Genomic DNA, 13,127 nt, shown 5'->3' on the forward strand with positions numbered 1-13,127 from the left:
TCCGATGCGGTCGCCTAGAAAAAATGCTAGTCGTTAGCTTAACTGACAAGCATTACGCTCAGTGAGCGGGTTTTTTTATACTTATTTGTCAGTAGCTTAACCGTACTTTATACATCCAGATTTGCCACTTTTAGTGCGTTCGATTCAATAAAGTTACGACGAGGTTCAACATCGTCACCCATCAAGGTTGAAAACAACTGGTCGGCACCGATTGCATCTTCAATCGTCACTTGAAGCATACGACGTGTCTCGGGATCCATCGTCGTTTCCCATAGTTGCTCTGGGTTCATTTCACCAAGCCCTTTGTAACGCTGTACGTAGAGACCGCGCTTAGACTCTGAAATCAACCATTCGACCGCCTCAACAAAGTGTGAAACTGGCTGACGTTTTTCACCACGTGTCACATAGCCGCCCTCTTCCACTAATGCATGAATTTCCTTGCCGACTGTCACGATTTGCTCGTAATCCTTCGACATCAAGAATTCATAATTAAGAGGATAATCGGTATCAACACCGTGTTGACGGATACGCGTTGTAGGCAGCCACATCTTACGCTCAGAATCTTCATGCAAAGATATTGTGTAAGTTGCTGAATCGACTTCGCGTGCAGTCAGGTCATCGTTTAATTGCTGAGCCCATTCTTCCATGTACGCCTTGTCACGCAGTGCATGATCGGTCAGACGCGGAGCATAGAATAGACGTTGCAAGAACTTCTCAGGAATACGACGTGACAAACGCTTAATTGTCTCTTGCGCTAATTGATAACCGTTCACGAGATTCTCAAGATGTTCGCCACCAATTCCAGGTGCTTCAGCCGTGGGGTGGAGTGACGCGTTATCTAACGCCAAGCTTGTTAGGTAGCGAATTAAAGCAGGGTCATCTTTTATGTAAGTTTCCTGCTTACCCTTTTTAACCTTATAAAGCGGTGGCTGAGCGATATAAATGTAACCACGCTCAATGATTTCTGGCATTTGACGATAGAAGAAAGTCAAAAGCAGTGTACGTATATGAGAGCCATCGACATCAGCATCGGTCATGATAATGATGCGGTGATAGCGAGTCTTGTCGGGATCATATTCATCACGTCCGATACCACAACCCATTGCGGTAATTAATGTGCCGACTTCTTGTGAAGACAACATTTTATCGAAACGCGCTTTTTCTACGTTAAGAATCTTACCCTTTAGAGGCAGTATCGCTTGGTTTTTACGATTGCGACCCTGCTTTGCTGAGCCACCTGCAGAGTCACCCTCCACAATATAGAGTTCAGAAAGTGCAGGATCTTTTTCCTGGCAGTCCGCAAGCTTACCAGGCAAGCCTGCGATATCTAAGGCGCCTTTTCGGCGCGTCATCTCACGCGCTTTACGGGCCGCTTCACGCGCTCGCGCAGCATCGACAATTTTGTTGACGATAAGCTTTGAGTCTTGCGGGTTTTCTAAAAGAAAATCCGCTAAACGTTCATTCATCGCTTGCTCAACAGCTGACTTAACCTCTGACGAAACTAGTTTTTCTTTTGTCTGTGATGAAAACTTCGGATCAGGTACCTTTACAGAAATAACAGCCGTGAGTCCTTCACGCGCATCATCGCCTGTTGCTGCTGTTTTGGTTTTCTTGGTGAAACCTTCCTTTTCCATATAACTATTCAGCGTACGCGTTAGCGCAGCTCGGAAACCAGCCAAGTGCGTACCACCATCTCGCTGTGGAATATTATTGGTATAACAATAGATATTTTCTTGGAAAGAATCATTCCACTGCATGCTTACTTCAACCGAAATGCCATCTTCCTCACGTTCAGACGTGAAATGAAATGGATTCGGATGAATTGGCGTTTTTGCCTTATTAAGATAAGTGACAAACGCTGAAATTCCGCCTTCATACTTAAATTCATCTTTGCGGTCATCGCGCTCGTCCGATAGACGAATTGCAACGCCAGAGTTTAGAAACGAGAGTTCTCGCAAGCGCTTAGCTAAAATATCATAGTGGAACTCAGTATCAGAGAATATGCTAGCGCTCGGCCAAAAACGAAGTTCTGTGCCTGTTTGGTCAGTGTCGCCTATTTGTTGTACGTCAGTCTCAGGCTCACCGAGATGATAGGTCTGCTCATAAACGTGACCTTGGCGTCTAATCGTTAATTTCAACTTATCAGACAAGGCGTTTACAACGGATACACCCACGCCATGCAGTCCACCGGAAACTTTATACGAATTGTCATCGAACTTACCACCCGCATGAAGTACCGTCATAATGACCTGCGCAGCTGATACGCCTTCCTCTTCGTGAAGGTCGACGGGAATACCTCGACCGTCGTCACGTACCGACACTGAACCGTCTGAATGAATGCGGACATCAACACCGGTACAGTGACCTGCAAGCGCTTCATCAATTGAGTTGTCCACCACCTCAAAGACCATGTGGTGTAAACCTGTTCCATCATCGGTGTCGCCGATATACATTCCCGGGCGCTTTCTCACCGCATCAAGTCCTTTAAGAACTTTAATACTCGAAGAGCCGTAATTGTTATCTGACATAATTAATTCTCAGTTTGTTGTTTCAATATCCCGTGTTCCACGTGGAACATTTTCGGATTTTGTTTAAACAGCCGAGCCACTGGCGAAGAGTCAATCGCGGTAATAAAACTCTGACACTTCAACCCCTCGAGCGCTGTTATAAATTTTTTCTGATTCGCCTCATCTAACTCTGAGGTAATATCATCGACTAAAAAAATGCAGCTGCTATCTTCCTTCTCATTATAATGAGCAGCTTGAGCAAGCTTTAAACTCGCTACGAGAAGCTTCAACTGACCTCGCGACAATACAAGCTTTGCATCTATGCCATCTACCGTTAATTTAATATCGGCCTTGTGAGGTCCAATCGATGTATGCCCGTAGCGCCGGTCGCGTTCTGTGTGCTTATCAAGGGCATCAGCCAGGCTCAAACTTTGGTCCCAGCCCTGCTTTAAACCAACTTCCAGTTTAACATCCGGCAGAAAGAATGTTGCACTCTTTGTAATGAAATTTTCAATTTCTTGTATATACCGGATACGTAATTGAATAATCTCCTCGCCCAATCGAGCCAGCTGAGCGCGCCAAAAGGCGTCTTGCCTTACATCGCCTTTGCTACGCAGTAGAAAGTTACGCTGTTTGAGGGATTTTGTATAAGCGACCCAAAGCTCATAAAAAGTGTGTTCCACGTGGAACACTCCCCAATCCATAAACTGACGCCTAAGGCTAGGACCGCCTAAAATGAGCTCTACAGACTCCGGTGTGAATAATTGAACGGGTATAAAACGCGCTATTTCAGACAACTTATGTACTGTCTCACCATTCAACCGAAGCTGAACCTCGCCCTCACTTGTTCTACGAAGCCCTATCTTAAAAACTTCGTCTGTATCAGACATCGCTTCGCAAAACACGGTAAAATCTGACTCACTACTATTTATCAGCTGCTTATAGCCTCCAGGGCGAAAGCTTCGACCAAAGCCCAAGAGGTATATCGCCTCAATCAGCGAAGTTTTACCGGACCCATTCAAGCCACCTATCAAGTTTGCGTAAGGCGAAGGCTCAAAATCAAAGCGCTTAAAATTCCGGAAATTTATTGCCTTAAGCGCATTAAGTCGCATATAGGAATTATAATCTCATTGGCATCACGACATAGCAGCATGAGTCATCATCTTTAGGCTCAATCAACGCGCTGCTATTTGCATCAGAGAGAACAAAGCAAACTTCTTCGGCTTCAATATTATTAAGCACATCGAGCAAATAACTTACATTAAAGCCTATCTCAATCGCTTCGCCTTCGTAGTTAACTTCGATTACCTCTTCCGCCTGTTCTTGTTCAGGGTTGGTTGCCGTAATACATAGCTCGCCAGCTGTAATATTTAAGCGAACACCACGAAACTTTTCATTCGACAGAATCGACGCGCGTCCAAATGCTTGGCGAAGAAGATCACGATCCGCGAAGATTTGCTTATCACCGCCCTGCGGAACAACTCGACGATAGTCAGGGAACCGTCCATCAACCAGCTTGCTCGTAAAAACAATATCAGCAGTCTCAACACGAATATGATTGTTACCGATAGCAACGGCTACCTCAGAGTCATCTTCGTTAAGCAAACGTAGTAACTCAACGACCCCTTTTCTTGGAACGATAACCTGCCGCTGACTCAAACCAGGCTGCTCTATGTGACAATTACTCATTGCTAATCGATGACCATCCGTCGCAACGGAACGCAACATATTCGCGTCTGTCTCAAACAACATGCCATTGAGATAATAGCGGACATCCTGATTAGCCATAGAAAAGTGAGTCTTTTCCATGAGTCGTTTTAAAGTATCTTGGGATGTAATAAAATTCACTTCGCTCGACCAGTCCTCTATATTAGGAAAGTCATCAGCACTCAACGAACTCAGTTTAAATTTGCTTCGCCCCGAGCGAACACGGACGCCCTCATCATCACCGACTAACTCAATCGGTGACTCATCTGGGAGACTACGCACAATATCGAGCAACTTTTTCGCCGGCACCGTTACCATCCCGTCGCCACCGGAGGACTCCACCTTGACCGAAGAGATAAGCTCGACTTCAAGGTCGGTTCCAGTAAGGCGTAGCGTATCGCCTTCGACCTTCAATAATAAGTTCGACAGAATCGGCAACGTGTGTCGACGTTCAACCGCTCCGCTGACAATTTGTAGAGGTTTTAAAAATGCATCTCGGCTTACCGTAAATTTCATTGATGAGTCCCCTGTTGAGAGTGCCGTTCCAATTAAGAGGATAGCGTCCTAATTAGATTACGATAGTCTTCTTTTATGTCGTGTTGTTCTTCTTTTAATTCCTGAATCTTTCGGCACGCATGCAAGACTGTTGTATGGTCACGACCACCAAACGCATCACCTATTTCAGGAAGACTGTGGTTCGTTAGTTCCTTTGCCAATGCCATCGCTAACTGGCGAGGTCTAGCTACCGAACGACTTCTACGTTTAGATAATATATCAGCTAATTTAATGTTGTAGTATTCAGCCACTGTTTTCTGAATATTGTCGATAGTTACCAGTTTTTCTTGCGCCGCTATCAAATCGCGTAATGCTTCTCGAACAAAATCGATGGTAATCGGACGACCTGTTAACGATACATTAGCGACCACCCTGTTCAAAGCGCCCTCCAATTCACGCACATTCGAACGCAAGCGCTTTGCGATAAAAAACGCGACTTCGTGAGGCATGTGCAAACCACGTTCTTCTGCCTTTCGGATTAAAATAGCAACGCGCGTTTCTAGCTCCGGTGGCTCTATCGCTATGGTCAAACCCCAACCAAAACGCGATTTAAGCCGATCTTCAACACCATCGATTTCCTTGGGATAAAGATCGCTAGTCATGATGATTTGTTGGTTACCTTCGAGCAAGGCGTTAAAAGTGTGAAAGAATTCTTCTTGAGAGCCTTTTTTATTGGCAAAAAAATGAATGTCATCAATCAGTAAAGCATCGACAGACCGATAGTACTTTTTAAATTCATTGGTCGAACTGTTGCGTATCGAGTTGACCATATCTTGAACAAATCGCTCAGCTCGAATGTAAAAGACTTTTGCATCCTTTTTGTGTTGCATAATGCCGTTACCCACCGCATGCAACAAGTGAGTCTTACCAAGACCTGTGCCACCGTATACAAATAACGGGTTATAGACACCACCTGGATTTTCAGCAACTTGAATCGCAGCCGCTCTTGCCAGCTGATTGCTCTTACCCTCAACGAAGTTATCGAAGGTATACTCGGGATGAATATTACTTTCAAAAGACTCCGACCTAAGCGAACTATCGGCGCCTCGACTGACCTGGCTTCGACGCGGGCTTGTACGGGGTTGATTCGACGAGCGCGACGGTGACCGATTACTGACGTTGCCCACTTCAAGCACCACATCAGGCGCTTTATCATTGGTCAAAGCACTTAAATAACTGTTAATCGTATTAAGGTACTTATCACGTACCCAATCAAGGGAATAAATGTTTGGTGCATATAGCGTCAATGTATCGCCATTTAGCTCAGACTGTAGCGGCCTGATCCACGTATTGAACTGCTGCAACGGTAATTCTGTTTGCAGTCGCTCAACACATTGTTGCCAAAGCGAATTATTCACACTACCCACTCCCTTTTAATTATAATTTTAATACCCGTTAGTTTACGCTAAACCACCTAAAATCGCCACTAATAAAAGCCCCTCAGCGATAGAAAGTTGTTTTTTTGAACAACAGCCTTGAATTGGATAACACCTTTTTTATCCACAATCAAAGATCGGCATACCGGCAAAATTGTGGATTAATTTTTTTCAACTAGACGTGACTTTTTAGCCTAAATACATTGACTAGCCTACGCAGGATCGAGTAAGATCCGCGCTCACAATTTTTTACCTTCACGTTTGGTGATTCAGAATATTTTCGGCCAGCGTGGGAAAGTAACAATCTGACCGACGGAATTAATGTTATGAAAAGAACTTTTCAACCAAGCGTACTAAAACGCAAACGTACTCACGGTTTCCGTGCTCGCATGGCAACCAAAAACGGCCGTAAAGTTATTGCACGTCGCCGTGCACGTGGTCGTAAAGTATTAAGCGCATAAGATAGATAGTGTTCACTCAGTGACGCACTATCATTATGGACGGGAGTTAAGGCTCTTAACTCCCTCGCACTTCCAGACGGTTTTCGATAATCCTCCCGTTAAAGCTGTCACAGCGCATATCACCATGCTTGCCTGCCCTAATCAACTTGGGCATCCCAGAATTGGCGTTACTATCAGCAAAAAACGTGCTAAAACAGCTGTCGCTAGGAATCGATTCAAGCGTCAAGTGCGCGAAACGTTCAGACTAAAACAGCATAATATCCCAGCGTTCGATATCGTTGTTATTGCAAAGCACGGTATTGATACTCTCGATAATGCTCAAATGGCTGATACATTAAATTATCTATGGCGAAAGTTAGCAAAGCGTTGCAAGCAATACCAATCGGCCTGATAAAGTTTTATCAGCTGGTTATTTCGCCGTTAATCGGCCCTCGATGTCGTTTTTATCCGTCATGTTCACATTATGCCTGTGAGGCAATAAAGAAACACGGTACAATACGCGGCATTGGGTTGGCAGCAAAAAGGCTTAGCCGTTGTCATCCGGGTTCCGAAGGTGGTTTCGATCCTGTGCCGGAAGTTTCTTCTGATAACATCGAACCGAATCATTCACAGTCAAAGAAATAGACAAGTAATAGAGACGAAATCATTATGAATTCGCCACGCTCGATACTATTGGTTGCGTTTATTGTTGTGTCGTTCTTTTTGTTCCAACAATGGACAATCGACACTGCCCCTGGCACGAAAGCGCCTCAGCAAACACAACAAACGACGCAGCAAACCGAAGATCAAAATAGCTCCACTGTTCCTCAGTCAGGTTCAAATACCGCAGATACCGCTGTACCTGAGAGTAACAGCCCTAATGCCATCACTAGTAATGGTCGCTTAATCACCGTAGTAACTGACGAACTCGAATTAAAAATCGATTTGAACGGCGGTGATATCGTTTCAGCAAAGCTTTTAGAGTTTGCGGCTACACTCGATTCCGAAGAGCGTTTCCAATTACTTAAACGTAACAGCAATCACATTTATATCGCGCAATCAGGACTCATTGGCCCTCAGGGTATCGATTCAAATAACGGTCGTGCGCAATATCAAGCCGCTCAAGAGCGATACCGTTTAACCGGCGACACCCTTGAAGTCCCTTTGACTACGCAAACCGAGTCAGGGCTTAATGTTACTAAAACTTTCGTTATCAAGCGCGGGCACTATGATATTGGTGTCAACTATGCGATTGAAAACCAAAGTTCAGAGGCCGCTCAGTTACAGTTTTACGGGCAGTTGCAACAAACAATGACTGCAGGCGAAAGCGGTAGCATGATCATGCCGACTTATTTTGGTGCTGCCTATTCTCAAGATGAAGATAAGTTTGAGAAATACCCGTTTGACGACATGCGTGAGAAAAAGCTGAGCGTTACAACCCAGACAGGTTGGGTTAGCATGCTGCAGCATTACTTTGTTGCCGCTTGGGTCCCTACGCAAACACAGCAAAACAAGTTTTACTCGCAGGTTACACCTTCGAACCAAGCTGTCATCGGCGTTTTATATCCCTCCACCACCGTACAACCGGGTGCATCGCAAACCATCGACGCAACTATATTCGTAGGTCCAAAAGACCAAGACGCGATGGCCAAAGTTGCACCGTATCTTGATTTAACAGTCGACTACGGATTCCTATGGTGGCTCGCTCAACCGATATTCAAATTACTTCAGTTTTTACAAAGCTTTGTCATTAACTGGGGTCTAGCGATTATCTTGATTACCGTGATCATCAAAGCGTTGTTGTTCCCACTGACTAAAGCGCAATATGTGTCAATGGCGAAAATGCGCTTGCTTCAGCCAAAAATGAAGTCTCTGCGCGAACGCTATGGTGACGATCGCCAGAAGATGGGCCAGGCTATGATGAAGCTGTATAAAGAGGAAAAGGTCAATCCTCTTGGCGGCTGCCTACCCATGTTGCTTCAGTTGCCCATATTTTTATCATTATATTGGGTGCTGTTAGAGAGTGTCGAGCTGCGTCATTCATCCTTTGTATTCTGGATCCAAGATTTATCAACCAAGGATCCGTACTACATACTGCCTATTTTGATGGGTATCAGTATGTTTGTAATGCAACGTCTACAACCGACGCCAGCGACTGACCCAATGCAGCAGAAGTTATTCCAGTATATGCCTGTCATATTTACGGTGTTCTTCTTATGGTTCCCGTCTGGCTTGGTACTCTACTGGTTGGTTAGTAACCTGATAACCATTACTCAAATGCTCATTATTTATAAAGGGCTTGAGAAGAAAGGTATTAACGTTCGCGGTAAATAACAGTAGAGCGTAAGGATAAAAAGCCCGGTTTCGACCGGGCTTTGTTTTTTCTGAGCGACTAGCAGCAATTTTCTTGTAAACTAGTCATTAGATTCATTTTTATTTAGCGTTGAGGTCCCATTTATGAACCCTTCAATACATGAGCCAACGAGCACAGACGATGAGTTCAGTAATGACAGCATCGTCGCACAGGCAACTCCGCCCGGTCGCGGTGGCGTCGGTATTGTTCGTGTTAGCGGTCCTCAAGCGCAACAAGTAGCCGAGGCGCTGATTGGCCACTGCCCACCTCCACGAAAAGCGGAGTATGTCCCTTTTTACGACAAAGAAGGTCATTTGTTAGACGAAGGCATTGCACTATTTTTCAAAGGTCCGAACTCATTCACCGGAGAGGATGTGCTGGAACTCCAAGGACACGGCGGCCCTGTTCTCATTGATATGATTATCAAGGCAATTCTAGAATTGCCCGATATTCGTCCTGCTCGTCCCGGCGAGTTCAGCGAGCGCGCATTTTTAAATGATAAACTCGATCTGACCCAAGCCGAGGCTATTGCCGACCTCATCGATACCAACTCCGAGCAAGCCGCAAAGGCTGCGCTGCAAAGTTTAAAAGGCGAGTTTTCTCACAAAATAGACGTCCTGGTCGACGCTGTTATTCACCTACGCATGTACGTTGAAGCGGCGATCGATTTTCCCGATGAAGAAATCGACTTTCTTTCCGATGGCAAGGTCGCCAACGATTTGGCAGAAATCATTGATCAGTTGTTCCATATAGAACAACAAGCCAAACAAGGCACGTTAATGCGTGAAGGCATGCGTATTGTGATTGCGGGGCGCCCAAATGCCGGTAAATCGAGCTTATTGAACGCTTTAGCCGGTCGCGAATCCGCAATTGTCACTGAAATTGCAGGCACAACTCGCGACGTACTTCGCGAGCATATTCAAATTGACGGTATGCCACTTCATATTATTGATACCGCGGGTTTACGAGATTCACCCGACCAAGTCGAACGTATTGGTATTGAACGCGCCTGGGATGAGATTCGCCAAGCCGACCGCGTGTTGTTTATGGTTGATAGCCAAGAAACCAGTGCAATTCATCCCGACGATATTTGGCCGGAGTTTTTCGCCCAGTTACCTGATGATATGCCGTTTACGGTCATTCGCAATAAGATCGATCTGACGCAAGAAAACACGGGGTTAACCGAACACAACGGTATCCCAGTAATTCAACTGTCTGCTAAGACAGGGCATGGGATTGAACAACTGCGTGAACACCTAAAACATTGTGTGGGCTATAGCGCCACCTCGGAAGGTAGCTTTATGGCGCGTCGCCGTCATCTCGATGCCTTGGAGAAAGCCAAGTCTCATTTGTTACTCGGACAACAGCACCTAGAGCTTAACCTTGCCGGCGAGCTACTCGCTGAAGAGCTTCGGCTGACACAACAACATTTAAATGAGATCACGGGCGAATTTACCTCAGACGATCTGTTGGGCCAGATCTTTGGTTCGTTCTGCATTGGGAAGTGAACCTCATTCTTAAGTGGTAAAGTCCCGTGAAACCTATCAAAACATATCAAAATAACTTGTTGTTTTGTAAGGACAAAAATCACTTTTGCCTCAGAAATCTTTTTCCCGCGTTTTCTTCTAGTTTGCTCCGTTTCACTATAAATTGATCCCGATTTGCTCCAAGGTTAGAATTCGGGAGCAATGGGATCAAAATTGGAGTAAACATGAAGGTATCTGTTAACAAGCGGAACCCCAACTCGAAGGGGCTACAGCAGCTTCGCCTGGTGTACTACTACGGTGTGGTCGAAGGGGAGGACGGAAAGAAGCGGCCTAAGCGGGATTACGAGCCTCTTGAGCTGTACGTGTATCACAACCCCAAGACTCAGGCTGAACGGCAACACAACAAGGAAATGATGCGCCAGGCCGAAGCTGCAAGATCTGCACGCCTTGTTGAATCACATGCCAATAAATTCCAGCTTGAAGATCGAGTGAAACTGGCCTCAAGCTTCTTTGACTACTATGACCAATTAACCTCGACCAAAGAGTCTGGAAGCGCTTCTAATTATTCAATCTGGATCTCGGCAGGTAAGCACCTCAGAAACTACCACGGCAGAGCTGAGCTCACCTTTGAGGAGATTGATAAGCCTTTCCTGGAAGGGTTCCGCAAGTACCTACTGGAGGAAAAGCTCACCAAATCGAAAACCCGGCTCGCCAAAAATACTGCATCGAGCTACTTCAATAAAGTTCGGGCTGCTCTGAATGAAGCATATCGAGAGGGCATGATCAGGGACAACCCGGTTCAACGGGTGAAAAGTGTCAAGGCAGAAAACACTAAGCGAACCTACCTCTCTCTGGATGAGGTTCGTGCGCTGACAAAAGCAGAGTGTCGCTACGATGTCCTGAAACGCGCTTTTTTGTTCAGTTGCACTACCGGTCTCCGCTGGAGTGACATCAATAAACTCACATGGCGTGAAATTGAGGAGTTTGAGCCCGGCCACTATCGAATCATTTTTGACCAGCAAAAGCTCAAGAACGGTGGAAACTCCCTTGTGTATCTGGACCTTCCAGACTCGGCTGTAAAGCTGTTGGATATAGATCAAAAGGGCGAACCAGACGACCGAGTTTTCGTCGGCCTCAAATACAATAGCTACTTCAACGTGGCGCTGCTGCAATGGGCAATGAGAGCTGGTATAACAAAACACGTTACTTTCCACGCTGGACGACACACTTTCGCCGTTGCGCAGCTCAACCGGGGAGTAGACATATACTCACTCTCTAGGCTTCTTGGACACAGTGAATTACGTACTACCGAAATATACGCTGACATTCTTGAGAGTCGCCGCGTAATGGCCATGAGAAGCTTTCCAGATATATTCAAAGAGCGTGAAAGTGAGGACAATAGATGCTCCCGCTGCGGGCAGGCAGTCCCCATGGCTATCGCTTAGGCGCATTACGTCCAGGACGGCGAGAGTTCTTCATAAACTGCTCAACGTCGTTCTGCACATCCTTCTGAGATTTGATGCGGTTGGCCTCAAATCCAATCCAAAAGGTCCGAGCGTTTAATCAATACACGATTCCCCCCCGGCTTTGTAAAGCTGATTCGTTTCTCATGAGTCAGCTTGTAGATATAGCTCCGCTTTGAACCGATCAAAGCTGCCGCCTCCTCGACAGTAAGATACTCCTTTCCAGAAGGAGGGAGGTTCACGTTACTGGTGTCGTTCGACGCTGTTCCCGAAACGAAATCAGCCAAGATTTTTTTGATTTCTGCCAATTCATTCATCACATACGATAACTGTTCTGCTTCAGACATCATTCACCCACATTGTCTTTGATTCGCTTTGATGGGTTTATGATGAAGGAGAGGGATGCGAAACGACGGGTCTGCTTTTGCCCATTTTGGGCGGTTTGAGCCGAATTGAGAAATTTTTCTGGAAAGTGCCTACGTCAATTCAATTGGCAGATTTTCCACATTTCCCTGTCACCAATAGTTGTAAATTATTATTTGTTTAAAACTACTTGAAAGAACTACTTGCAGGCTTCCGAAGCAATGAACTTCTACTTCAAAATCAATCGGTTATGGGTGATTTATCACCTCCAAGCGTGGCGCTAGTGTCGTAAAGGTGTGGCGCTAGTGACGTAGCTGGCGTGGCGCTAGTGTCGTGGATAACTTGCGAAAAACTGCCAGACCCCTTGATTTCACAGGCCTGGCTACTGTGTGGCGCTAGTGACGTGGATAACATCAGTTATGAACAGGGTTATCCACCATGGGGCGAATTCGACTTAACCAGAATGCCGTCCATAGGGGCTGTAATTATCATAATTACCGTAATCGAAGTAGGCTAACTAGGACTTTGAATGAGGAGATGCGAACGAAGAAGGATTCGCCCCGAGGCTTTTGTTTACTTAGGGGCGATATGAGGGTTCGTCTTGGTAATTATCAGTTTATCGCTTTGAAATAGCGTGCTGTTGAAAATCTCATGATGGAAAATAGACGCTAATATAGCGGCATTTTCCAGCTTTCGACGGAAGTCTCTCCGCTCCTTCGTTTCACTGCTGAACTGAAGCTTCAGGGCGTCAAGCGGGATTTCAATTTGCTTTCTGCGCGACATCGAGTGGACTCGCCAATTCCACCAACAGTAGAAATCGATTGTAAATACCCCATTTATAACACAGTCATCTCGTAGAATATTTATGCCGCATTT

General features: G+C 45.6%; 12 protein-coding genes. 6 read left to right on the forward strand and 6 right to left on the reverse strand.

Annotation, left to right across the window (positions count from 1 at the left end; translation table 11 throughout):
* Window positions 1–107: 107 nt before the first annotated feature.
* Genes gyrB through dnaA form a run of 4 tightly spaced genes read right to left on the reverse strand, consistent with a single transcriptional unit; the run spans window position 108 to window position 6,127 of the window.
* Window positions 108–2,528 carry a DNA topoisomerase (ATP-hydrolyzing) subunit B gene (gene gyrB, locus ABNS04_RS11185; RefSeq protein WP_272977461.1) on the reverse strand — a complete coding sequence of 807 codons (2,421 nt, stop codon included), beginning with the start codon at window positions 2,526–2,528 and terminating at the stop codon, window positions 108–110.
* A gap of 2 nt (window positions 2,529–2,530) precedes the next feature.
* Window positions 2,531–3,619 carry a DNA replication/repair protein RecF gene (recF, locus tag ABNS04_RS11190; protein WP_272977462.1) on the reverse strand — a complete coding sequence of 363 codons (1,089 nt, stop codon included), beginning with the start codon at window positions 3,617–3,619 and terminating at the stop codon, window positions 2,531–2,533.
* Between the two features lie 7 nt (window positions 3,620–3,626).
* A complete protein-coding gene (gene dnaN, locus ABNS04_RS11195) occupies window positions 3,627–4,730 on the reverse strand; it encodes a DNA polymerase III subunit beta (protein WP_006954141.1) in 1,104 nt (367 codons plus the stop codon).
* 32 nt (window positions 4,731–4,762) lie between these two features.
* Window positions 4,763–6,127, reverse strand: a complete 1,365-nt coding sequence (gene dnaA / locus ABNS04_RS11200) for a chromosomal replication initiator protein DnaA (RefSeq protein ID WP_272977463.1) — start codon at window positions 6,125–6,127, stop codon at window positions 4,763–4,765.
* Window positions 6,128–6,471: 344 nt separating this feature from the next.
* On the opposite strand from dnaA, the gene rpmH reads away from it, so the two are divergent.
* From rpmH to ABNS04_RS11230, 6 genes are all read left to right on the forward strand, one after another.
* On the forward strand, window positions 6,472–6,606 hold the full coding sequence (gene rpmH / locus ABNS04_RS11205) for a 50S ribosomal protein L34 (RefSeq protein ID WP_040487621.1): 135 nt from the start codon (window positions 6,472–6,474) through the stop codon (window positions 6,604–6,606).
* A 19-nt stretch (window positions 6,607–6,625) separates the two neighbouring features.
* A complete protein-coding gene (gene rnpA, locus ABNS04_RS11210; protein ID WP_040487619.1) occupies window positions 6,626–6,997 on the forward strand; it encodes a ribonuclease P protein component in 372 nt (123 codons plus the stop codon).
* The gene (gene yidD, locus ABNS04_RS11215) at window positions 6,952–7,230 is read left to right on the forward strand and encodes a membrane protein insertion efficiency factor YidD (protein ID WP_083773219.1); all 279 of its coding nucleotides are present in this window, start codon (window positions 6,952–6,954) and stop codon (window positions 7,228–7,230) included. The genes rnpA and yidD overlap by 46 nt, the downstream gene beginning before the upstream one ends.
* 24 nt (window positions 7,231–7,254) lie before the next feature.
* Window positions 7,255–8,919 carry a membrane protein insertase YidC gene (yidC, locus tag ABNS04_RS11220; RefSeq protein WP_272977464.1) on the forward strand — a complete coding sequence of 555 codons (1,665 nt, stop codon included), beginning with the start codon at window positions 7,255–7,257 and terminating at the stop codon, window positions 8,917–8,919.
* Between the two features lie 123 nt (window positions 8,920–9,042).
* Window positions 9,043–10,446 (forward strand): tRNA uridine-5-carboxymethylaminomethyl(34) synthesis GTPase MnmE, encoded by a 1,404-nt coding sequence (gene mnmE / locus ABNS04_RS11225; protein ID WP_272977465.1) that lies wholly within the window; start codon window positions 9,043–9,045, stop codon window positions 10,444–10,446.
* Window positions 10,447–10,649: 203 nt separating this feature from the next.
* Window positions 10,650–11,870: a site-specific integrase gene (locus ABNS04_RS11230; protein WP_178975889.1), complete on the forward strand. Its 1,221-nt coding sequence runs from the start codon at window positions 10,650–10,652 to the stop codon at window positions 11,868–11,870.
* A gap of 86 nt (window positions 11,871–11,956) precedes the next feature.
* On the opposite strand, the gene ABNS04_RS11235 is transcribed toward ABNS04_RS11230, so the two are convergent.
* A complete protein-coding gene (locus ABNS04_RS11235) occupies window positions 11,957–12,235 on the reverse strand; it encodes a helix-turn-helix domain-containing protein (protein WP_348671494.1) in 279 nt (92 codons plus the stop codon).
* A gap of 589 nt (window positions 12,236–12,824) precedes the next feature.
* Window positions 12,825–13,127: hypothetical protein (locus tag ABNS04_RS11240; RefSeq protein WP_348671495.1), on the reverse strand; the 303-nt coding region annotated here is incomplete at its 5' end.

It is taken from the genome of uncultured Idiomarina sp. (assembly GCF_964010655.1).
Taxonomy (GTDB): domain Bacteria; phylum Pseudomonadota; class Gammaproteobacteria; order Enterobacterales; family Alteromonadaceae; genus Idiomarina; species Idiomarina baltica.